This window comes from Mannheimia massilioguelmaensis (assembly GCF_000940515.1).
Classification (GTDB): Bacteria; Pseudomonadota; Gammaproteobacteria; order Enterobacterales; family Pasteurellaceae; genus Basfia; species Basfia bettyae.
In genome coordinates this window covers 38046-61494 of sequence record NZ_CDQL01000005.1, presented here as the reverse complement: position 1 = coordinate 61494, position 23449 = coordinate 38046, and the positions used below count along the sequence as shown (strand labels likewise).

Annotated in this window: 23 protein-coding genes; 12 read left to right on the top strand and 11 right to left on the bottom strand. The window is 36.7% G+C overall.

The features are described 5' to 3' along the window. The first annotated feature begins 109 nt into the window (after positions 1 to 109). Positions 110 to 1612 carry a helicase HerA-like domain-containing protein gene (locus BN1226_RS03415; RefSeq protein ID WP_044470002.1) on the top strand — a complete coding sequence of 501 codons (1503 nt, stop codon included), beginning with the start codon at positions 110 to 112 and terminating at the stop codon, positions 1610 to 1612. A gap of 46 nt (positions 1613 to 1658) precedes the next feature. Here the strand turns inward: BN1226_RS03415 and BN1226_RS03410 are convergent, their stop codons facing one another. Together BN1226_RS03410 and BN1226_RS03405 are read right to left on the bottom strand one after the other, a co-directional pair. After that, a complete protein-coding gene (locus BN1226_RS03410) occupies positions 1659 to 3011 on the bottom strand; it encodes a patatin-like phospholipase family protein (RefSeq protein WP_044470001.1) in 1353 nt (450 codons plus the stop codon). 175 nt (positions 3012 to 3186) lie between these two features. After that, complete coding sequence (locus tag BN1226_RS03405) at positions 3187 to 5001, bottom strand: monovalent cation:proton antiporter-2 (CPA2) family protein (RefSeq protein ID WP_044470000.1); 1815 nt, start codon at positions 4999 to 5001, stop codon at positions 3187 to 3189. A gap of 246 nt (positions 5002 to 5247) precedes the next feature. Between BN1226_RS03405 and hutZ the strand changes: the two genes are divergently transcribed. Continuing rightward, a complete protein-coding gene (gene hutZ, locus BN1226_RS03400; protein WP_005761166.1) occupies positions 5248 to 5763 on the top strand; it encodes a heme utilization protein HutZ in 516 nt (171 codons plus the stop codon). A 75-nt stretch (positions 5764 to 5838) separates the two neighbouring features. Here the strand turns inward: hutZ and BN1226_RS03395 are convergent, their stop codons facing one another. The 4 genes from BN1226_RS03395 to envC form a co-directional block, all read right to left on the bottom strand. Then, positions 5839 to 6345 (bottom strand): DUF2301 domain-containing membrane protein, encoded by a 507-nt coding sequence (locus BN1226_RS03395; protein ID WP_044469999.1) that lies wholly within the window; start codon positions 6343 to 6345, stop codon positions 5839 to 5841. A 109-nt stretch (positions 6346 to 6454) separates the two neighbouring features. Further along, the gene (gene udp / locus BN1226_RS03390; RefSeq protein WP_005761170.1) at positions 6455 to 7216 is read right to left on the bottom strand and encodes a uridine phosphorylase; all 762 of its coding nucleotides are present in this window, start codon (positions 7214 to 7216) and stop codon (positions 6455 to 6457) included. Positions 7217 to 7296: 80 nt separating this feature from the next. Further along, positions 7297 to 8145, bottom strand: coding sequence for a divergent polysaccharide deacetylase family protein (locus tag BN1226_RS03385; RefSeq protein ID WP_156149886.1), 849 nt, complete (start codon positions 8143 to 8145; stop codon positions 7297 to 7299). Further along, positions 8142 to 9359 carry a murein hydrolase activator EnvC gene (gene envC / locus BN1226_RS03380; RefSeq protein ID WP_044469998.1) on the bottom strand — a complete coding sequence of 406 codons (1218 nt, stop codon included), beginning with the start codon at positions 9357 to 9359 and terminating at the stop codon, positions 8142 to 8144. Before envC ends, BN1226_RS03385 begins: the two co-directional genes overlap by 4 nt. A gap of 156 nt (positions 9360 to 9515) precedes the next feature. Between envC and BN1226_RS03375 the strand changes: the two genes are divergently transcribed. After that, entirely contained in the window at positions 9516 to 10199 is a 684-nt protein-coding gene (locus tag BN1226_RS03375) for a 2,3-diphosphoglycerate-dependent phosphoglycerate mutase (protein ID WP_005761127.1), read from the top strand. Positions 10200 to 10349: 150 nt separating this feature from the next. On the opposite strand, the gene BN1226_RS03370 is transcribed toward BN1226_RS03375, so the two are convergent. Then, a complete protein-coding gene (locus BN1226_RS03370) occupies positions 10350 to 11672 on the bottom strand; it encodes an anaerobic C4-dicarboxylate transporter (RefSeq protein ID WP_044469997.1) in 1323 nt (440 codons plus the stop codon). A gap of 258 nt (positions 11673 to 11930) precedes the next feature. Here BN1226_RS03370 and BN1226_RS03365 point away from each other — a divergent pair, with 258 nt between their 5' ends. The 5 genes from BN1226_RS03365 (at position 11931) to BN1226_RS03345 (ending at position 15644) form a co-directional block, all read left to right on the top strand. Beyond that, complete coding sequence (locus BN1226_RS03365) at positions 11931 to 12368, top strand: rhodanese-like domain-containing protein (protein ID WP_077064985.1); 438 nt, start codon at positions 11931 to 11933, stop codon at positions 12366 to 12368. 13 nt (positions 12369 to 12381) lie between these two features. Next, positions 12382 to 12900, top strand: a complete 519-nt coding sequence (secB, locus tag BN1226_RS03360; RefSeq protein WP_044469996.1) for a protein-export chaperone SecB — start codon at positions 12382 to 12384, stop codon at positions 12898 to 12900. Between the two features lie 91 nt (positions 12901 to 12991). Then, positions 12992 to 13999 carry an NAD(P)H-dependent glycerol-3-phosphate dehydrogenase gene (gene gpsA / locus BN1226_RS03355; RefSeq protein ID WP_044469995.1) on the top strand — a complete coding sequence of 336 codons (1008 nt, stop codon included), beginning with the start codon at positions 12992 to 12994 and terminating at the stop codon, positions 13997 to 13999. A 27-nt stretch (positions 14000 to 14026) separates the two neighbouring features. After that, positions 14027 to 14824 (top strand): serine O-acetyltransferase, encoded by a 798-nt coding sequence (gene cysE / locus BN1226_RS03350; protein WP_005761137.1) that lies wholly within the window; start codon positions 14027 to 14029, stop codon positions 14822 to 14824. Positions 14825 to 14831: 7 nt separating this feature from the next. Continuing rightward, entirely contained in the window at positions 14832 to 15644 is an 813-nt protein-coding gene (locus tag BN1226_RS03345) for a shikimate 5-dehydrogenase (protein ID WP_044469994.1), read from the top strand. A gap of 151 nt (positions 15645 to 15795) precedes the next feature. Here BN1226_RS03345 and BN1226_RS03340 read toward each other — a convergent pair whose 3' ends face one another. The 3 genes from BN1226_RS03340 to BN1226_RS03330 all read right to left on the bottom strand — a co-directional run bounded on the left by BN1226_RS03340 (position 15796) and on the right by BN1226_RS03330 (position 17102). Continuing rightward, the gene (locus tag BN1226_RS03340) at positions 15796 to 16125 is read right to left on the bottom strand and encodes a MaoP family protein (RefSeq protein ID WP_044469993.1); all 330 of its coding nucleotides are present in this window, start codon (positions 16123 to 16125) and stop codon (positions 15796 to 15798) included. Positions 16126 to 16196: 71 nt separating this feature from the next. Further along, a complete protein-coding gene (gene dsbA / locus BN1226_RS03335; RefSeq protein ID WP_044469992.1) occupies positions 16197 to 16811 on the bottom strand; it encodes a thiol:disulfide interchange protein DsbA in 615 nt (204 codons plus the stop codon). A gap of 24 nt (positions 16812 to 16835) precedes the next feature. Beyond that, the gene (locus BN1226_RS03330; RefSeq protein WP_044469991.1) at positions 16836 to 17102 is read right to left on the bottom strand and encodes a YihD family protein; all 267 of its coding nucleotides are present in this window, start codon (positions 17100 to 17102) and stop codon (positions 16836 to 16838) included. Between the two features lie 66 nt (positions 17103 to 17168). On the opposite strand from BN1226_RS03330, the gene mobA reads away from it, so the two are divergent. The 4 genes from mobA (at position 17169) to BN1226_RS03310 (ending at position 21384) form a co-directional block, all read left to right on the top strand. Then, entirely contained in the window at positions 17169 to 17744 is a 576-nt protein-coding gene (gene mobA, locus BN1226_RS03325) for a molybdenum cofactor guanylyltransferase MobA (protein ID WP_044469990.1), read from the top strand. 33 nt (positions 17745 to 17777) lie between these two features. Continuing rightward, positions 17778 to 18296, top strand: a complete 519-nt coding sequence (mobB, locus tag BN1226_RS03320; protein WP_239384663.1) for a molybdopterin-guanine dinucleotide biosynthesis protein MobB — start codon at positions 17778 to 17780, stop codon at positions 18294 to 18296. Positions 18297 to 18305: 9 nt separating this feature from the next. Then, positions 18306 to 19694 carry a DHA2 family efflux MFS transporter permease subunit gene (locus tag BN1226_RS03315; protein WP_044469989.1) on the top strand — a complete coding sequence of 463 codons (1389 nt, stop codon included), beginning with the start codon at positions 18306 to 18308 and terminating at the stop codon, positions 19692 to 19694. Between the two features lie 91 nt (positions 19695 to 19785). Beyond that, on the top strand, positions 19786 to 21384 hold the full coding sequence (locus BN1226_RS03310) for an ABC transporter substrate-binding protein (RefSeq protein WP_044469988.1): 1599 nt from the start codon (positions 19786 to 19788) through the stop codon (positions 21382 to 21384). Between the two features lie 219 nt (positions 21385 to 21603). On the opposite strand, the gene proS is transcribed toward BN1226_RS03310, so the two are convergent. Further along, entirely contained in the window at positions 21604 to 23319 is a 1716-nt protein-coding gene (gene proS / locus BN1226_RS03305; RefSeq protein ID WP_044469987.1) for a proline--tRNA ligase, read from the bottom strand. Positions 23320 to 23449: the final 130 nt, after the last annotated feature.

The following is a 23449-nucleotide window of genomic DNA, read 5'->3' as shown; positions in this document are numbered from 1 at the left end:
TACCATAAAATTCAGTATTTTTTGACCGCACTTTGATTTTTCCTTATTATGCACAACAGAATATTCAATCGAACGAACAAAATGTATTAGCGCATTTTTAGGGATTTTTATGACACAATATAGCATCGCACAAACAGAACAAGGTTCTCAACTCGGTATCACTGCTAAAATGGCTAATCGCCATGGATTAATTGCAGGTGCAACGGGAACAGGTAAAACAGTAACACTACGTAAATTTGCTGAAGCGTTCAGTGATGATGGCGTTCCTGTATTTTTAGTAGACGTAAAAGGTGATCTTTCAGGCCTGACAGTCAAAGGAACCATGCAAGGTAAAATTGCCGAACGTATCCAACAATTTAATTTAGGTGGTGAAAACTACTTAACTAGCTACCCCGTATCTTTTTGGGACGTGTTTGGTGAAACAGGCATTCCACTGCGAACCACTATCTCAGAAATGGGCCCGATGTTACTTTCTCGTTTACTCAATTTAAATTCAACTCAAGAAGGTTTACTCAATTTAGTCTTCCGAGTAGCAGATGATCGTGGGTTATTACTAATCGATTTAAAAGATTTACGTGCGATGTTTAAATTCGTTGCCGAAAATGCCAAAGAATTCCAAGTAGAATATGGTAATGTATCAGCCGCTAGTGTGGGAGCTATTCAACGCGCATTACTCGCATTAGAAAATGAAGGTGCAGATCATTTATTCGGTGAACCAGCATTAAATCTAGATGATTGGATCCAAACACGTGATGGACGTGGCGTGATTAATATTCTTAACTCTGAAAAACTAATTAATTCTACTCGCATGTACAGTGCTTTCTTGCTGTGGTTAATGGCTGAATTATTCGAACGCTTACCTGAGGTTGGAGATCCAGATAAACCGAAGTTTGTCATGTTCTTTGATGAGGCTCACTTATTATTTGATGGCGCACCATCTGCTCTGATTGAAAAAGTGGAACAAGTAGTACGTTTAATTCGTTCAAAAGGCGTAGGAATTTATTTTGTGACACAAAATCCTTTAGACTTACCAGATACCGTACTCGGTCAATTAGGTAACCGTGTCCAACATGCTTTACGTGCTTTTACTCCACGAGATCAAAAAGCAGTAAAATCCGCAGCAGAAACTTTTCGAACCAATCCTAAAGTCAATGTAGTGGAAACAATTTCCACCTTAGGCGTCGGTCAAGCTTTAGTTTCCTTCTTAGATGAAAAAGGCATGCCCTCACCAGTAGAAATTGCAACAATTTTCCCACCAAAGAGCCAATTGTCTCCTATTACGGAACAACAGCGTGCGGCTTGGGTAAAAGATGATGAAATCTATCCTGTCTATCGTGATTTAGTGGACAATGAATCTGCTTATGAAATGCTCAATGATCAAGCATTACAAGCTCAAGTTCAACAACAAGCAGAGGAAGCAGCTAAACAAGAGGAAAGCAATGATTTCTTAGGTGGTATGATTGCCTCAATTTTTGGTTCTAAGAAGAAAAGTCAACAAACCGTGACTGAGCAAGTTGTTAGCAGTGTTGCTCAACAAGTCGGGCGTAATTTACGCAATCAAGTTACCAAACAAATTATGCGTGGTATTTTAGGTGCGATTACTAAGCGCTAATTAATCTAGTAAATCATAAGCCCATATATTGATATGGGCTTATTTTTTATCTCAAGGATTTCAACATATCCTGATATTCTTTCGATTCATCTAATAAAATTTTAGCGGAAGCTTTCAGTTTATTCACCTCAGAATCCAATAAATAAAATGAGGTACTAATATTCAATACATCTTTTTTCAATTCAGACTCAGGTAAATTTTTTAAGCCTAAATCAACAAAGTGCATTTCCACCCGTCTATTCACAGGTTTCTTTTGCATATTTTTATTCCATTCATCAGCAAATTCATGGAATCGATGCAAGGTGATTTGGGTATTACGATCAATAGGCACATTCACGATAGTATTGACTACATCTGCTGGTCCAGGAACATCCGCACTTTTATTAATTTCACTCACAACCTCATTTTGTGCATTCACATTAATCACAATAATCCGCTTGATATTATGGTTCAATGCTTGTTGATACATGCCTTCTTGACCCGCCACATCAAAAATATCAATTAACCCAGCCAAACCTAAATTATCGGTTAATCCACCATCAACTAAATGAATATAAGGATATTCTTTACTATTTTGATAATATTTAAGTAAATCTTGTGCTTCTTCAATGTTCTTTGTTTTCTGTGTTTCTGAACTAATCTGTTGTGTCATTCGCACTAATTCAGGCACTGAAAAATGACAATTTCCACCATTATTATTAAGTGTTAGAGGGCTAAAAATTAAAGGTACTGAACTAGAGGCTGCCACGGCTCTAGAAATTTCCATTTTACTTAAATTTAAACAAAGTCCGTCAAAGAACTCTTGGGTAAATGTGATTTTTTGCCCAGAATTCATATCTGTGGCACTGATCACAGCAAAAGGCCCTTTACGCTTTGCTACTAAGTCACCAAAGGTTGCCCCTTTGTATAAGGCTAAATCTAGTTGTTCCTGTAATAAATCTCCTCGCCCAAATTGCGGAGAAGAAATACGAGGTAAATTAGAAAAAGAGAAAACTTGACTAATAATTTCACGTTGAAAATCTTTCTTTAAAAAATTATTTTCAAACTTAGGAACTGCATCTGCACCATATAATGCATAATACGCCGCCAACACCGATCCGCCAGAAACGCCATAAACGATATCTACATTATCAATTAATCTAGAACCTTTATCAGTGGGCTTAATTTGAGTATTTTTAAAAGCTTCAAGTACACCATAGCCTAAACTCGCTGCACGACTACCACCACCAGAAAACATGAGAATAATTAGATTTCCATCAGGTTGATTTATCGTCGTTTTCATACGATAACCTTGATTCGGATTAATTTGACTAATTGTCTCAAGAGGCTGATAAGTAATTAAACTACAAGCAGATAATAAACATAACGTAAAAAAGTTTAGCGATTTTTTCAATATCATATTAATAACAATATTCAGAATAATAATGAAATAAATTTTACTCTACCTTATCCCAACTGATGATGCAATATATGAAATTTAGCCTCGCATAATAAAAAATAACATACAGATACAAATAAAAGTGCGGTAAGAATTTTAGAAATTTCTACCGCACTTTATCTTTAATTGAGGCTGATTATTCTGGTTTATCTTCGCAAGCTAAAATTTCTTGAATAAGGCGAGTAAGATCTTGATCTTGCTCAAATACTATACGACGGATTTCTTCATTATCAAATCGCCCAAACTTAGGATCATAAGCATCCGCCATCAACTGTACAGCTTGCTCATCCTTACGTGCATATAACTTTGCAATTTCCTCTACTTTTTGCTGGCTAATCCCTAATGTGCTCAAAGCAAATTTTCCTGCCTGCAAAGCAGATTCAAAAGTTTCACGCACCTCTTTATTTGCCCCAGCTTTTTGTAATTGATAGACATGAATACGGTCGAAAGCACGAGCAATAATGGTGAGGTTTGGATTAAACTTACGTGCTAATTTTACAATACGTGTAGATTTTTCTTGATCATCAATAGCCACAATTAACAGTTTTGCCTGCTCAATTCCCGCTATTTGTAATAATTCTGGACGAGTCGCATTACCATAATAGCCTTTCACTCCGAAACGTTTCATTCCCGCAATCATACTTTCATCCAGATCTATTACCGTGGCATGATGCCCTGTCATAATAATCAAATCATGCACAATCTGACCAAACCGACCAAAACCAATTAAAATAATTGGCTTCTGTTCTTCAATATAATCATCTGGACGTGTTGATTTTTTAGGCAGACGAGGCTCAATTAATTTTTTATAAACTAGAATAAAAACTGGACTTAACAACATGGAAATAACCACAATAGCTACCCCATTTGCTTGTTCTGTACGAGTAATCACTCTTTGGCTAGCGGCGGCAGAATAAAGCACAAACGCAAATTCACCACCAAGTGCCATTACCACCGCCCGATCAAATGCATCTGTTAAACTTGCTCGAGTTAAGCGTGCAATCATAAAAATACCAATCGCGTTAGCAAACATTAACAACAGCACACTCATGATAATAAAACGAAAATTTTTCATCACTAGCGAAAGATCTAGTGACATTCCAACACCTAGAAAAAATAATCCAAGTAGCAATCCTCGGAAAGGCTCAATATCTGCCTCTAATTGGTGACGGAAACTTGACTCCGATAGCAATACACCTGCCATGAAAGCGCCCATTGCCGTAGAAAGCCCACTGGCTTCCATTAATAATGCGGAACCTAATACCACTAATAATGCAGCGGCAGTCATCATTTCTCGTAATTTTGTTGAAGCGAGAATTCGGAATAGTGGATTCAAATAACGTCCACTGAGCAATAATATTCCGATGCCTCCCATTGCAATCAAAATTTGTTGCCAAATGGGTTCTGCGTCTGAAGCTCCCTCAACAGGAGAAAGGAAGGTGACAATGGCAAATAAGGGCACGATTAATAAATCTTCAAATAATAAGACCGAAATCATACGCTGACCACGTGGTGAACCAATGTCCCCTCGTTCAGTAAGAATTTGAACCACAATCGCCGTTGAAGTCAGCACAAAGCCTGAAGCGATAATAAATGCGGTTTGAAAAGAAAAATTTAATAAATAATATCCCACTAAGGTAATCAAAACACCGCTAGCGAAAACCTGTAAACTGCCTAAACCAAATATTTGCTTTCTTAAACTCCAAAGATGAGATGGCTTCATTTCAAGACCGATAATGAATAAAAACATCACCACACCAAGTTCGGCAATATGTAGGATAGCTTGAGGATCATTTGAAAGTCCAAACCCGAAAGGCCCAATCACTAAACCTGCGGCAAGGTAACCTAAAACTGAGCCTAAACCTAATCGCTTAAATAAAGGCACAATTAACACTGCGGCAGTTAATAAAGTCACCACACTAACTAGCTGATTTGCACTTTCTGCTGCCATACGTTCCCCAAAATTAAAATCATAAATGTACAAAATTACATCATTATTATAAAGATAATATTTTTATTTATAAAGGTTATCAACTTGTAACTTCTATTTTTACATTTAGTTACCAAGATTGTTCGCCTAACATTGTTAAATTTACTTTTCACACAGCTTGTAAACTCCTCTAAAATGATTATAATACATAACGCTATGTTACATTTTATTAACAAAAAACTATCAAATCGAAAAACAAGGGAAGTTATGGCAAAACAAGAAGTTCTTCAAAATCGTTTAGGACCTCAAATTCAAGAGTTAAAAGCTGAAGCAAAAACGATTATGTTAGCTACAGTGGACAGCATGGGTACGCCGAATATCAGCTATGCACCATTTGCGATTAATCAGGGAGAATACCAAGTATTTATTTCTACGATTGCTCGTCATGCACGTAACCTACTTGAAAATCCTAAAGTTTCTTTAATGATTATTGAAGATGAAAGTAAAAGTCGTCAGATTTTTGCTCGTCGCCGTTTATCATTCGATGCAACAGCACGTGTTATTGAACGCCATTCAGCAGAATGGAAAGATGGACTTGCAATGCTTAAAGCAAGACACGGTAAGTTGATTGATGATTTAGCGACCTTAGAAGATTTCAAATTGTTTAGTTTCAAACCTGGTCCTGGTCTATTTGTAAAAGGATTTGGTCAAGCATTCCAAGTCAGCAATGATGATTTAGTGAGTGCTGTTCATTTAGATCAAGGGCATCAAAAAGAAGAATAACCAAAAACTGCGGTTATATTCTGATTAATTTTTTAAACAAAAGGTTTTGCTAAGCAAAACCTTTTTTATTTTTCATTACACCTGATACTTATTTTTATCCCCAATATCAAAATGCAATGGCATACGCCATTTTTGAATAGCTACAATCAAAAATAAAAGCGCAGAAATTGCTGATGTTAACTGCAATAAAACTTCAATATTTAATACATAACCTATCCATAACAAGGCGACAAAAATCGGTTGATAATTCAATGCAAAAACTTTAAAACAAAAATATTCTTTAAAACATAATCCACCAAGAGTAAGTAATGCTCCGCCTAATGCTAACTGTGAAAAACCAAACACTTCACATAATAAAGCCAACCAAGTAGCAAATTGTAAAATCAAACGAAAATACTTTACATAAATATGTAAACTTGATGCACAACAACTCGCAGCGACTAATAATCCGAGCAATGAGAGATTAGGTTGATAAGGTAAAAGCGCAATAAAAATCGCGGCTAACACAAACCCTGAACGGTAGATACAAACGGTTAAGTAATCCCAACTATCCATGGGCGATTTAATATGTGGATCTGCCATAAACTAAACTTTCCTAATAAAATTTACCAGTTTGAAACATGGTATGTACTATATCAAATTTATGATAATAAAAAAGCCTCTTATGAAAGAGGCTCTATTCATTATTTCACTAAATTTTTGCCATTTTACCCGCTGCTTCAACAACAACCGACACTGCCTTTTCTTCTGTGCCTTTTATAGTTGCTTCATTTGGAATTTCTTGTTGAGTACGATTTACAATCACACCAGCAACCATACCCGCTTTTAAGCCAAGTGCCGCACACATGGTAAATAAGGTTGCAGATTCCATTTCATAATTCATTACATTTAATTCTTGCCATTGTTTTAATGAACCTTTAAATTTGGAATATACTTTACCTGTATAAGTATCATAACGTTCTTGGCCTGGGTAAAAGGTATCAGAAGAAGCTGTAATACCTACATAAGGTGTTGTACCCTGTGCAACAGCAGCATTATATAATGCATTAGTACATTCAAAGTTTGCCACCGCAGGATATTCTAGTGGTGCAAAATGTTGGCTTGCTCCATCTAAACGAACAGCGCCTGTGGTTACCAATAAATCACCTACGTTGATATGTGGTTGAATTGCTCCAGTTGTACCAATACGTAAGAATGTTCTTACCCCTAATTGTGCTAATTCTTCAACACAAATTGAAACAGAAGGCCCTCCAATCCCTGTTGAACAAACCACAACAGGCTCACCATCGACATAACCTAGCCAAGAAGTAAATTCTCGAGTTGAGGCTAAAAATTCTGGGTTTTCCATATGTTTTGCAATACGTTCACTACGCGCTGGATCACCTGGTACAATGGCAACTTTAGCGCCCTTTAGCATCGCTTTTGTCAACCCTAAATGAAATACTTCTGACATATGTCCTCCTTAATATACTGAATTTCCTTTTTCTTTTATAAAAAAACCTCTTCAAAAATGAAGAGGTCTTAAGTTTAAACTTATTTAGGCACTCCACGCAACAGCGGAACCGATTCAAATGGTGCAATAGATGTCGGTGCTGGCATATTAGGAAAAATAAAGATAAATGGTTGAGGTGGAACCACTTTCTCATTACGCCATAAGTTCCCCATTCCTACCAGTTGAATATCTGCAGGTAAATTTTTTAATTCTGCTTGTAATACAGCAATAGTATTTTTCCGTGGATGACCAATAGCAATTGCTATACCATGTTTTCTTGCATATTGAATCGCTTGTTGATATTGATGTTGTACATCATTATAAGCATCACTATCATCAAGGAAAATATGACGATCTAATGAATTAACGCCCTGCTGTTTTGCAATTTTTCCCGCTACTGAACGACCAATGGTTCGACTATCTAGAAAAAATAAATGATGTTTATATAACTCCGCCATCAAAAAATGCATTAACGTTGAATCCGCCGTTGCTGCACTTCCCATATGATTATTCATACCAATAGCATTAGGAAGTATTTGTTTAGCCATTTGAACTCGTCGAGCCACTTCTTCCTGGGACATCCCCAATAGTAACCCACCTTCTTCAATTTTCATGTTATTCATAGGCTGCATGGGCATGTGAATCAAAATATCACGGCCTTGTGCTGTAGCTTGTTGATGAATATGTTTAGCATAAGGAGCAGAAGGAATAATTGCCACAGAAATCGCTTTCGGCATAGACAATATTATCTGATCCTCTCGAAGATGGTATCCCATATCATCAATAACAAGTGCAAGTTGAGCAGCCTGACTAAATAAGCTCAATAAACATAATGTCAATAAAATAACGGTTTTTCCTACCGCACTTTTAAACCAAATAATATCAATCATCTTAACCAACTTGCTGGATTAACTGCATTTCCTTGGCGGCGGATCTCAAAGTACAATCCTGTTCTACCTTGACCTCCGCTATTTCCTACTTCAGCAATTTTCTGACCACTACGCACTAAATTACCCACCTTAACGGAAACAGCTTGATTATAACCATATAAAGACATATCACCTTTACCATGATCAATCACTACCACCAAACCATAACCTTGTAACCAACTGGCTAAAATGACTCGACCATCAGCAATCGCCTTGACTGCCGTACCCGCAGATGCACCGATCACCATGCCTTTCCATTTCACTTCACCCACCTGAGTTGCCCCATAAGAATAAAGTGTTTTGCCAATCACAGGACGTGGATACTTACCAGCTAATCCTGTTCCTGTATGCATTAATTGTTGCTCTTGATTCGTCGGTTGATAAGGTCTGTTATTTTTCTTCTCTTCACTGGCTTTTTTCTGCGTATAAGCTTCACGTTCACGTTGTTCTTGTTCTTGTGCCATTTCAGAGGCACGTTGAATCTCATTACGCAATGCATTTTCATTTGCTTTTAGAGTTTCTAATTTATTCTGATCTTTTTCTAATGATTTACTTAATTGATTAAGTGTCAACTGACGTTCATTTTTAACTTTCTGCAATTCTTGCTGTTGCTTCTTTTGAGTGGATAACTGTGTTTTTTGTTCTTCTAATTGAGAACTGAGTAAATTCTTTTGCTCATCTAATTGCTTACGTGTATCACGAATATCTTGAATAGCCGTCATACGAGCTTGATTCATATGCTCATAATAAACTTTCATACGATCTGCTTTTTGTGCATTATCAGACAATAAGTGTTCCACAACAGAGGCAGGATTACCTGAACGATACACAGCATCAAGCTGTTTCGCTAACTTTATTTTCTGTGTTTTTTCTTGTTGTTCTAGCAATTTAATTTGCTTATTAGTTTCATTAATCACTTTACGAGTTTCTTCTACATCAGCCTGTGTCTGACGTAAATTTCCAATCACTCCACTCATTTTGGTTTCCTGAGCTTGTAAAATAGATTGGAGTTGATTTTGGGTACGTTTTTGCTCTGCAATTTTTTGTTCTTGTTGCTTAATTTGTTGCTGAATTTTAGACAAGTCCGCAGATTGTGCAGAAAACGTCCCTAACATCCCGACACAAAAAAGTGCGGTACATTTTAAAGAAATTTTTTTATTAAAATTTGATAGCATTACTAAAACTACCTGAGCTTATTTTATCTTGTCAGTAAATATAGCATTATTTTTGCGAAAGATCAGAAAACATTAGGTTTTAACTTTTAAATCTACCCATTTTTTGCTATAAAATGCGGAGTATTTTTATTAATCCACTGACTCTAGGAGATTTTTATGGAATTAGTATTTATTCGTCACGGTTTAAGTGAATGGAATGCATTAAACCTTTTTACTGGCTGGCGAGATGTCAACCTAAGTGAAAAAGGAATAGAAGAAGCTAAAGAAGCTGGTCGCAAATTAAAAGCTGCAGGTTTCGAATTTGATATTGCATTTACTTCTGTATTAACTCGTGCGATCAAAACTTGTAACTTAGTGTTAGAAGAATCTAACCAATTATGGGTTCCACAAATCAAAACATGGCGTCTAAATGAACGTCACTACGGTGGTTTACAAGGTTTAAATAAAGCTGAAGCAGCAGCTGAACATGGTGATGAACAAGTTCATATTTGGCGTCGTTCATATGATGTTTTACCTCCAGCATTAGATCCAAAAGATCCTAACTCTGCACATAACGATCGCCGTTATGCTCACTTACCTGCTGACGTGGTTCCAGATAATGAAAACTTAAAAGTGACTTTAGAACGTGTATTACCATTCTGGGAAGACCAAATTGCACCCGCTATCTTATCAGGTAAACGTGTATTAGTAGCTGCGCATGGTAACTCATTACGTGCACTTGCTAAACATATTGAAGGTATCTCTGATGCTGATATCATGGATTTAGAAATCCCTACAGGTCAACCATTAGTTTATACTTTAGATGACAACTTAAAAGTAATCAGCAAACGTTACTTATAATCTATATTTTAAAAGAAACGCCTCTCTGCATAAATAGGGAGGCGTTTTTTATTAGAACTTAGAAAAATTTTTCTAATCTTAACCGCACTTTTACGGTTTAAAAAAATAAAAAAGCGGTGTTAATACACCGCTCAATCAATTAAAGCTAATTTATAGGAATAAATTTGCGAATAGTAAACCAAAACCAATACTGAATGCCATACTGAGTAAGCCTGGAATCATGAAGCTGTGGTTAAAAATATATTTACCAATACGAGTTGTACCTGTTGTATCGAAGTCAATTGAAGCAATGATTGGACCATAATTTGGAATAAAGAAATAACCATTCACCGCAACAAATACAGCGATTAAGATTTCTGGTGAAATACCTAATGCAATACCTAGTGGGAATAACGTTGCCACTGTTGCACCTTGGCTATTAACTAAAACAGAAAGAACAAATAATGCAAAGGCAAATGCCCATGGTGCAGTTTCAACTAAACCTTTTACCATTTCTTTTACTTCGTTCATATGAGCTTGCATTAATGTATCACCTAACCATGCGATACCAAAGATAGCAATTACCGCACGCATACCCGCATGGAATACTGAACCACGGGTAATTTCTGTACCATCAGGTTTACAGAAGAAAATAATCAATGCACCAATAGACAACATGACAATTTCAATGGTATGAGCCATACCCATTGGTTTACCATCAAACACTGGACGTAATGATGGAATAGCCCCCATAAGAACAACTAATAGCGCACCAAATAGGAATAAACTCACCGATAATACTGCGGTTGGTTTTAACTTAATTTCATCAGTTGATACAGAAGCACTATTCGCTTTTACATATTCTGGATCTTGTAAACGACGTTGATATTCTGGATCATCTTTTAATTCTTTACCAATTTTATTGACAAACACACAAGCTAAAGCAATCCCTAAAATAGTAGCAGGAATGGTAACCATTAATACGTCAGCTAAAGTAATGCCTTGAGGTTCAAGAAACGCAACCACTGCTACAACCGCCGCCGCAATTGGGCTTGCTACGATAGCAAATTGAGATGCGATAACTGCCATAGAAAGCGGACGTTCTGGACGGATACCATTATGGCGTGCAACTTCGGCAATCACTGGTAATACAGAATAGGCTACGTGACCCGTACCAGCTAAGAAGGTAAACAACCATGTTACAGCAGGTGCCATGAAAGTAATATATTTCGGATTCTTACGTAGAATATTGGTAGCAACTTTGATCATATAATCTAAACCGCCTGCGGCTTGCATTGCTGCTGCGGCAGAAACAACTGCCATGATCATAAACATTACATCAATTGGTAAACCAGCTGGTTTTAAACCAAAAACAAAAGATAAAATGGCAAGACCTAAACCGCCAAATACACCCAAGCCGATACCACCAACTCGAGCACCAATCAAAATACATAGTAAAACTATGGCAAATTGAAGAAGAAACATTGCAGACATAATTGTCTCCCTGGTTACTATTTTATATTTTATTAAACTCAATTGTATTTTAATATTTCTTAAGCTATTTAACGACAGCGATTTCATATTAGAAATAATAACAATTGAAAGCCCTTTGAAATCTGCTGTTAATATACCAATTATGGGGCATTATATCTATAATATAGATCAATTAAATTGCAATAGTTTCTTTGAAAGATGAATAAACTACGGTTATACTTAACCCCTATTTTTGATTACTGATTTTTTGAGAGTAAAATGGAAGAATTAATGCCAATGGCAATTACGTTTGCCAAAAATCATACCCTATTAGTTGTAGCTTGGATTGCTGTATTTGTTTTTGTACTTGTGCAATTCATAAAATCAGCAACCAGCAAAGTTAAAATTGTTTCTAATGCAGAAGCAACGAGCTTAATTAATAATCAAGATGCCATAGTGATTGATTTACGTAATAGTGACGAATTTAAACGTGGTCATATTGCAGGTAGCATGGAATTTAGTGCCACAGACATTAAAAACCAAAATCTTGGCAAGCTTGAACAATATAAAGAACGTCACCTTATTTTAACCTGTGCAAACGGTATAACAGCACGTTCATCAGCACAACTTCTATCAAAACAAGGGTTCTCCCATGTTTATACCTTAAATGAAGGTATTTCAGGTTGGAGAGCAGAAAACTTACCATTAGTTAAATAAAAGGATTATCCCAATGGCAGAAGAAAATCAAGCTGTAACACCAGCAACAGAAGAACAAAAAGAAGCTGTACTGCAAATTCAACGTATTTATGTGAAAGATATTTCTTTTGAAGCACCTAATCTTCCACATATTTTCCAACAAGAGTGGAAACCTAAACTCAACTTTGATTTAAACACTGAAGCAAAACAATTAGCTGAAGATTTATATGAAGTGGTATTAAATATTTCCGTAGAAACTACATTAGAAGACAGTGGCGATCTGGCTTTCCTATGTGAAGTTAAACAAGCAGGCGTCTTTACTATCAGTGGATTAGCAGATATTCAAATGGCACATTGCTTAACTTCACAATGTCCAAATATGTTGTTCCCATATGCTCGTGAATTAGTTTCAAACTTAGTCAACCGTGGTACGTTCCCTGCATTAAATCTTTCTCCTGTAAATTTTGATGCATTGTTCATGGATTTCTTACAACGCCAAGAACAAGAAGAACAAAAAGCGACTGAATCAGCTACTCCTGAAGTTCAGCATTAATCTTAAAATCAATATGGCACGGCTATTGTCCGTGCTATTTTATTTCCGTAATATGGCTTTTTATCTTACTTCAACATTTGCGAGGTAATTTATGAGTACAAATACATCTTCTGTTACGATTCTTGGTGCAGGTTCTTACGGTACAGCACTTGCTATTGCCCTCTCACGTAATGGTTATCCAACTTATCTTTGGGGACATAATCAAGAAGCTTGTCAACAAATGGCAGAACAACGTCAAAATGCACGTTTTCTTCCTAATATTACTTTTCCTGAAGCATTACAAATTGAGTCCGACTTAAAAACTGCGGTACAAAAATCAAAAAATTTACTGATCGTTGTGCCAAGTCATGTATTTGGTGATGTGATTAAACAAGTTAAACCTTATCTGACAAAAGAACACCGTATTGCTTGGGCAACTAAAGGCTTAGAGCGTAATACGGGGCGTTTATTACAGAGCTTAGTAGAACAAGAATTAGGTACTAATTATCCTCTCGGAGTATTATCAGGTCCAACTTTTGCGAAAGAGCTTGCTGCAGGTTTACCAACTGCTATTACCTTTGCTTCAAATGATGAAAAATTTGCTAAAGCGTTCCAAGAACGTATTCACTGCAATAAACATTTTCGTGTATATCTCAATTCCGATATGATTGGTGTACAGCTAGGTGGCGCAATTAAAAATGTGATTGCAATTAGTGCGGGAATGTCTGATGGAATGGGATTCGGTGCCAACGCAAGAACAGCACTGATTACACGAGGTATTGCAGAAATTAGCCGTTTAGGGGTATCCTTAGGAGCTCAAGCACATACCTTTATGGGAATGTCTGGGCTTGGAGATCTTGTGCTTACTTGTACCGACAACCAATCTCGTAATCGCCGTTTTGGCATGATGCTTGGACAAGGCATTAGTGCGGAAGCTGCTATGCAAGAAATTGGGCAAGTGGTGGAAGGCTACTACAATACTAAAGAAGCCTATTTATTGGCTCAACAACAAGGCATAGAAATGCCGATTACTGAACAAGTGTATCAAGTGTTATTCTGTCAAAAAAATGTGAAAGAAGCCGCCTCTGCACTACTCGGTCGAGAACGTAAAGATGAATAATCTCTCTCATTCATAAGGAATGAAAATATGTTACTTGAAGTCTGGAATAATATTAGAAATGAAGCAAAAGGTCTGGTAGATCAAGAACCTATGTTAGCAAGCTTCTTTCACTCCACTATTTTAAAGCATAAAAATTTAGGAAGTGCTCTCAGCTATATTTTGGCGAATAAACTCGCCACTGCCACCATGCCGGCAATTACATTACGTGAAATTATTGAAGAAACATATCAAGAAGACCCACGTATTATTGAATGTGCAGCCTGTGATATTAATGCCGTACGCCAACGTGACCCAGCAGTAGGATTATGGTCAACACCATTGCTCTATTTAAAAGGATTTCATGCTATTCAAAGCTACCGTGTGACCCATCATTTATGGTTACAACGCAGACAATCTTTAGCAATTTACTTACAAAACCAAATTTCTGTGGCTTTTGATGTGGATATTCACCCTGCTGCTCGTATCGGGCGCGGTATTATGTTTGACCATGCTACAGGTATTGTAGTCGGAGAAACTTCAGTAATTGAAAATGACGTATCTATCCTACAAGGTGTAACTCTTGGTGGTACAGGTAAAGAATGCGGTGATCGTCATCCAAAAATTCGTGAAGGTGTAATGATCGGTGCAGGTGCTAAAGTACTTGGCAATATTGAAGTTGGCAAATATGCTAAAATTGGTGCAAATTCTGTCGTACTACAACCAGTTCCAGAATATGCCACTGCCGCAGGTGTGCCAGCTAAAATTATTAGTAAAGACCGTACAACAGTACCAGCCTTTGAAATGAATCAATATTTTATTGATGATGCAGAAGCCTTAAATATCTAGGAAAATTATGATTAATAAAGAGACTAAACTTTGTATGTCCTTAGCGGCTCGTCCCAGTAATCGTGGCACCAGATTCCATAACTATCTTTATGAAAAATTAAACTTAAATTTTATCTATAAAGCGTTTACTACCACAGATATAGAACATGCAATTAAAGGGGTAAGAGCCTTAGGTATTCGTGGCTGTGCAATTTCAATGCCATTCAAAGAAAGTTGCATTCCTTTCATTGATGAACTGTCAGAATCTGCTAAATCCATTGAATCGGTAAATACTATTGTCAATAATGATGGCTATCTCAAAGCTTATAATACTGACTATATTGCTATCGAAAAACTCATTCAAAAATATCAATTATCGCCTCAATCAACTGTCATCTTAAGAGGCAGTGGTGGCATGGCAAAAGCAGTAGTTGCAGCTTTTAAAAATGCGGGATTTAAACAAGTCAAGATTTTAGCCAGAAATACTACTACGGGAAAATATTTGGCTGATCTTTATGGCTATGAACACATTCAAAATTTACATGCTCAACAAGCTGACATTCTGATCAATGTGACGCCTATTGGCATGGCTGGAGGAAAAGAAGCTTCAGATTTAGCTTTTCCTGAAGCGATGATCGAACAAGCAAAAACTATTTTTGATGTAGTAGCCATGCCTGAACTCACACCTTTTATCCAATTAGCAAAAGCGAAAGGTAAGCAAACCATTTCAGGGGCGGAAGTGGCAGTCTTACAAGCTCTTGAACAATTTGAACTCTACACAGGCATTCGCCCTTCTGAACAATTAGTCGCAGAAGCAGGAGCATTCTCTAGAGCAGAATAAAACCAAAGTTGTCCAAAACCGAACACAAATTAAGGCATCAATGATGTCTAGATTTTGAAGGCGATAAAAGTGCGGTTAAAAAATAAAAAATTTAGTTGTTTATACATGAAAAAGGCTTGAATTAATTCAAGCCTTTCATGATTAAGATAAGTTAGTCATTTGCATTAAAATCATCTAGATTATCGCTAACTACACCAGATAACGTATATACACGTTTCGTTGTTGAAGTATGTAAGCGATATTTATTCCAGGTTTTTTCAAAGAAAGTTTCTGCTGGTCGTTCTCCCTTACAGAAAGCAACAAACTGTTTTTCTTCTGCTGTGCTAGGATCACGTTCACCTAAATCTAACGCCTTAAATGCTTGACCATATTGCTCAAGCACTTGTGCTTCTTTAATTGTATAGTCACCGTGACGAGCAAAACCACGTGGATAGTTTTTATCGTCAAAGAAACGACGTTCAACACTAAAACTTTCTGCCATAATATCCTCTTTGTTTATATCTCTTTTAAGTGGCACGCATTAAACCAATTTTTTAGATCTTTTGCAAATAGTTATTTACTTAATAGACCATTTACGGTGTCTACGTAGTCTTGAACGAAATTATCATGTGATAAACCATCCATTTTTACATGGAATTTGTTATTGATATAAAAATCAGGTACTCCACGCACTTTAAATTGTTCTGCCAGATTAATTTGTTTGTTATATAGAGCCGTTACTGCAAAACTATTGATGCCACCATCAAATTGTTCTGCACTCACACCATTATCAAGAAAAATCTGACGAACATCGTTCATAGACTGTAAAGTATTGGCTTTCGCGGCTTTAAATAAGGCTGTTTTCACTTTATCCTCAGCACCAATCGCCATTGCAAGGGCCCATGCGCGAGTTAAATCATCAGAAATACCGCCTAAGAAAGTGACATGATATTGTTTGAATTCGGTACCTTTAGGAATGGCTTGCTTAATTTTTTGTGGAATCTGATATTCCAGTTCAAATGAGTAACAATGAGGGCAATAAAATGAGAAGAATTCAATGACTTCTGGTTGTGCAGAATGGGATTGAGCTAATGTTTCGTATTGTTTGCCTTCCGTTAAATCAGTAGCTTGCACATTAAAAGACAGCGTTGCTAAAGCTGCAATACAAGCAATAAAAAGTTTTTTCATTTCAGTAATCCTTTAAAACTAAGATTATTTAATAATACCACGAGCCTTTAAAATTGCGGTTTTAAAGTCTTCTTCGTAGTCTTTTTTAATACCAGGAATCGGCTCTAATTTATCTTTTCCATGCATCTTTAAATGATAAATAATGACTTCATCTGATAATTCTTCAAGAGGTTTTTCGAAATCTGCCTCTTTTGCAATTTTTTGTAGAATTTGAATAAGATTTAAATCGGAATCTTTAGACCAATATGGTTGTAAAAGTTCCAATACTTCATTAAGACGATGACATTTCATAAAGTTTTCCTTATCATCAATAAACAGGTTACAAATCATACTTGAATTAAGAGAAGTTTACAATTTATGACAATAACAATTAGTGCAGTAATTTTAGCTGGCGGTAAAGCTCGCCGTATGGGAGGCGTGGATAAAGGTTTGCAATTATGGCAAGGTAAACCTTTGGTAGAAACAATTTATCAACGTTTACATTGCCAAATTGATGCTATTTCTATTAATGCCAATCGTAATCAAGATGCTTATGCACAATTGGGTGTGCCTGTTTTTTCTGATCAAAGAGACGGATTTCAAGGCCCCTTAAGTGGTATCCAAACGGCATTAGAGCGGGCCACTACAGATTATGTATTATTTGTACCTTGTGATAGCCCTTGCTTGCCATTAAACCTTGTAGCAAAACTCAAAAGTGCGGTAGAAAATTCAGAAATTTTAATTGCTTATGCCCATGATGGTGAACGAGATCATCCTACTTTTTGCTTGATTTCAACCGCTCTAAAAAAAGAATTAGCAGATTATTTAGCAAGTGGTGAACGTCGAATGTTATGGTTTATGAAAGCTCATGGTGCAGTCGCCGTGGACTTTAGTGGAGATAAACAGGCATTCGTTAATATGAATACTTTAGAAGATTTGCAAGAAAAGGTATAATCAATCTGCAATATTTTGGATGAGATAAACCTTATGAACACACCTATTCCGATGTTGGGTATTACAGGCTACAGTGGTAGTGGCAAAACTACTTTATTAGAAAAATTGATCCCTCAATTAATTACCTTGGGAATTCGAGTAGCTGTAATTAAACATACTCATCATAACCTACAAACGGACAAACCAGGTAAAGATAGCTGGCGGATGAAAGAAGCTGGTGCCAATCAAGTGATAGTCACCTGCGATGAACGTTGGGCAATAATGACCGAAACCCCACAACAGCCTGCTAAGCTGGATTATTTAGCAAAACAATTTGATCCTAACCAACTAGACTTAATACTGGTTGAAGGCTTTAAACAAGAGCCTATAGCAAAGATTCTATTGCATCGTCAAAATATGGAAAAGCCTTTACCTAACCTAGATGAATATGTCATTGCAACAGCAACAGACTACCCTTTGTACACAACCGTTCCTCATTTAGATATTAATAATATTGTTCAAATTGCTCAGTTTATTCAAACCTGGCAGCTTCAACAGTGCGGTCAGATTTAGGTAAATTTTATGAAGCAAGATGTTGATTATCGTCCCTTAGCTTGGATTGCTGCCAGTGCTTTATTTATGCAAGCTTTGGACGGTACAATTTTAAATACCGCATTACCAGCAATTGCTACAGATCTTAATGAATCACCTTTAGCAATGCAGTTAGCGATTATTAGCTACGCCTTAACCGTTGCCCTGTTTATTCCTATTAGTGGTTGGGTGGCAGATAAATATGGTACGTTAAATGTTTTTCGTATCGCAGTAATTACTTTTGCATTAGGCTCTCTTGCTTGTGCTTTTTCTGAATCATTAAATCAATTAGTTGCTTCTCGGGTACTTCAAGGCTTCGGAGGGTCTTTAATGATGCCAGTTGCACGACTAACCATTATTCGTGCAGTCCCCAAAAAACAACTTTTATCAGCTTGGAATATGATGGCCACAGCGGGATTAATGGGGCCTATTTTAGGGCCAATTCTCGGTGGTTGGATTGTTACTTATACTACGTGGCATTGGATTTTCTTAATTAATATCCCTGTGAGTTTAATTGGCATTTTTCTTGCGACTAAATTTATGCCAAATATTACAGGTCAATTACGTAAATTAGACTGGAATGGTTTTTGGTTATTTGGTGGTGGCTTAGTCGGTATTACACTCGGATTAGATCTAGTGACAGAAGTCTTTGTTGCAAAATGGCAAGCAATAGCAATTATTCTAGGCGGTGTGATTTTATTAATTTGCTATATTTCCTATGCGAAAAAACATGTTGATCAAGCTTTAGTTCCATTAGATTTATTTAAAGTACGCACTTTTCGAGTTGGTATGAGTGCTAATTTATTAATTCGTCTTTGTGCCTCTGGTATCCCATTTTTATTACCTCTTATGTATCAAGTCGCATTTAATTTTAGTGCTGATAAGGCGGGTATGTTAATTACCCCTATTGCGATGAGTTCAGTGCTGGCGAAACCGATTAGTATAAAATTGCTTAATCGTTTTGGTTATAAATATGTTCTTATTGGCACGGCAATGGTGATGACCTGTACTATTTTTGCGATGTCTCTTTTACATGCCGATAGCGCGTGGTGGATATTGATCCTAAATGTTGCCCTGTATGGCGCATGTATTTCGATTATTTACTCTTCAATCAATACATTAACCGTAGGCGATTTAGAGGATAAGCAAGCAAGTGCAGGATCAACCATGCTAAGTGTGGTACAGCAAGTGGGTATCGGTATTGGTATTGCCGTATCTGCTTTAATTCTCAGTGTTTATCGTTATTTTTTGGGTGATAATATCGAGCAGTTACAACAGGCATTTAGTTACACTTATATGAGTTCAGCGATATTTGGTGTTCTCCTTGTTTTAGTACTTTTACGCTTGCATCAAGATGATGGTGCGCATTTACATAAATAACAGTTATAACTAATAAGATTTGATTATTTTGTTTACACCAAGTTTTGTTATATTTTAACCTTACTTATTCCCGTTAACCTAGGATTTAAATATGCAATTAACTACTAAATTTATTCTTGCTGCATTTACCTTATCAGCAACGACCTTGGTTCAAGCAGAAACTACGTTTATCAACTGTACGAGCCGTGCACCAACGAGTTTTAGTCCAGTTTTAGTGATGGATGGTATCTCTTATAATGCTAGTTCACAGCAAGTGTATAATCGTTTAGTGGAATTTAAACGTGGTAGTGTGGATATTGAGCCAGGCTTAGCTGAAAGCTGGGAAATTAGCGAAGATGGTTTGAGCTATACTTTCCATTTAAGAAAAGGTGTGAAATTCCATTCCAGTAAACTTTTTACACCAAGCCGAGAATTTAATGCAGATGATGTTTTATTTTCATTCCAACGCCAATTAGATAAACAACATCCATATCATAATGTTTCAAATGCCACTTATCCGTATTTCAATTCCATGAAATTCCCCGAATTATTAAAATCTGTGGAAAAATTAGATGATAATACGGTACGAGTTAACTTAACCCATAAAGATGCTACCTTCTTAGCAAGTTTAGGTATGGATTTCTTATCTATTTATTCTGCAGAATATGCAGATAAAATGTTAAAAGCAAACCAACCTGAAGCTATTGATAAAGAACCTATTGGTACAGGTCCATTCATCTTTGCTGGCTATCAAGTGGATAAATCAGTACGTTTTATTGCCAATCCAGATTATTGGAAAGGAAAACCAAGCTTAGATCGTTTGGTGTTTAGTATCACTCCTGATGCAACAACTCGCTATGCAAAATTACAAACAGGCGCCTGTGATTTAGCAGAGTTTCCAAATGTAGCGGATTTAGAACGAATGAAAGCAGATAAACGGATTCAAATGCCCTCTCAAGAAGGTTTGAATGTGGCTTATATCGCTTTCAATACAGAAAAAGCACCTTTTAATAATGTAAAAGTACGCCAAGCATTAAATTATGCTGTAGATAAAAAAACCATCTTAAATGCTGTTTATCAAGGCGCTGGTGTATCTGCGAAAAATCCATTACCGCCAACAATCTGGAGCTATAACGATAGCATAGAAGAATATCCATACAACCCAGAAAAAGCCAAACAATTATTAGCTGAAGCAGGTTTTCCTAATGGTTTTGAAACAGAATTATGGGTACAGCCTGTAGTGCGCAACTCAAATCCGAACCCACGTCGTATGTCTGAATTAGTACAAAGTGATTGGGAAAAAGTCGGGGTGAAAGCAAAATTAGTAACTTATGAATGGGGTGACTATATTAAACGTGCAAAAGCTGGTGAATTAACAGCTGGTACCTTTGGCTGGTCAGGAGATAATGGCGATCCCGATAATTTCTTAAACCCATTATTAGGTAGCTCAAATATTGGTAATAGTAATTATGCACGTTGGAAAAATGCTGATTTTGACGCTTTATTAGCAAAAGCCATTGGCTTAACAGATAAAGCACAACGTGCGGAATTATACAAACAAGCTCAAGTCATCGTGCATGAGCAAGCACCTTGGATTCCAATGGCGCACGCAGTAACTTATGCCCCATTAAGTGCTCGTGTACGTGACTTTAAACAAAGCCCATTTGGTTATAGTGCCTTCTATGGTGTAAGTGTAGAAGAAAATAAATAATTATGTTTCTATGCAAACCATTCTGTGCTTTTATTATCCATTTATATTAAGCACAGAAGTGACTAAATTAACAAACTGCGGTTAGTTTTTTAAAAATTATTAAGGGGAAATATGATATTTCCCTTTCATTTTTATAAATTCTATAGATAACTAAGTATCTATTGATGACCAAGTAAAAAGGCAGATATTAATATCTGCCTTTTGTTATGGATGAAAGTATTAAGCGTTAATTTGCTCTTTTAAGAAAGCTAACAATTGTTCTTTAGCGATCATTTGCTTTTCGCCTGTGCGACGATTTTTATACTCGATTTCGCCATTTGCCAGGTTTTTCTCACCAATAACAACCATATGTGGCACACCGATTAATTCCATATCCGCAAACATCACACCAGGGCGTTCTTTACGATCATCAAAAATCACTTCAACACCTTGATTGTTTAAGCTGTTATAAAGTTCTTCAGCATAAGCTTGAACACTTTCAGATTTATGCATATTCATTGGCACAATTGCCACAGTAAATGGTGCAATAGCATCACTTGGCCAAATAATACCACGCTCATCATGATGTTGTTCGATTGCAGATGCCACCACTCGTGTTACACCAATACCATAACATCCCATGGTCATCACCAATGGTTTACCGTCTTCACCCTGAACTGTCGCTCCCATCGCTTCTGAATATTTCTTACCCAATTGGAAGATGTGTCCCACTTCAATGCCACGCTTAATTAATAATGTTCCTTTACCATCTGGGCTTGGATCGCCTTCTACCACATTACGTAAATCAGCTACTTTAGGTAATGCCACATCACGCTCCCAGTTGATATTGAAATAATGTTTACCATCAATATTTGCACCCGCAGCAAAATCATTCATCACTGCCACTGAACGGTCAATAATCACTGGAATATTCAAGTTCACTGGGCCCAATGAGCCAACTCCCGCACCGACTTTCGCTTTAATATCCGCTTCATCAGCAAATTCAAATGGTGATGCCACTTCAGGTAATTTTTCTGCTTTGATTTCATTTAGCTCATGATCACCACGAATCACTAATGCCACTAATGGTTGTTCTTCTGTTGCACCTTTTACAATTAAAGTTTTCACCGTTTTCTCAATTGATAAATTAAATTGTGCTACTAATTCTGCAATAGTTTTCGCATTTGGAGTATCAACTAATTGCATTTCTGCCATTGGTGCTTGGCGTTCACCTACAGCGATCGCTTCTGCTAATTCAATATTCGCTGCATAATCAGATTCTGTTGAGAACACCACATCATCTTCACCACTTGAAGCTAATACTTGGAATTCATGTGATGCTGAACCGCCAATAGAGCCTGTATCTGCTTGTACTGCACGGAAATCTAAACCTAAACGAGTGAAAATATTACTATAAGTTTGGTACATCACATCATAGGTTTCTTGTAATGATTCTTTAGTTGTGTGGAAAGAATAAGCATCTTTCATAATAAATTCACGTGAACGCATTACACCAAAACGAGGACGCACTTCATCACGGAATTTTGTTTGAATTTGATATAAATTTAATGGAAGTTGTTTGTATGAACTCACTTCACGACGGACTAAATCCGTAATCACTTCTTCATGAGTCGGTCCTAATACAAAATCACGGTTACCACGATCATTAAAACGCAATAATTCAGGGCCATATTGTTCCCAACGACCAGATTCTTGCCATAACTCGGCAGGTTGAACCACTGGCATTAATACTTCAATAGCACCACTTTTATTCATTTCTTCACGAATGATTTTTTTTACTTTTTCTAATACACGAATACCCGTAGGTAGCCAGTTATATAAACCTGAAGCCATTGGGCGAATCATTCCCGCCCGTAACATTAATTGATGGCTAACCACTTGAGCATCATTTGGGGTCTCTTTTAAGGTTGAGAAAAGGTATTTGCTTGTACGCATTATGATTATTCCTAGTAAATATATTTTTTGAATAGAAAAATTGGCGATAGTGTACCATTTTCAGGTATGTTGGAGAATGGGAATGTAACAAATAAATCGAATTAGAAGCTAAAGTGCGGTAACAATTTTA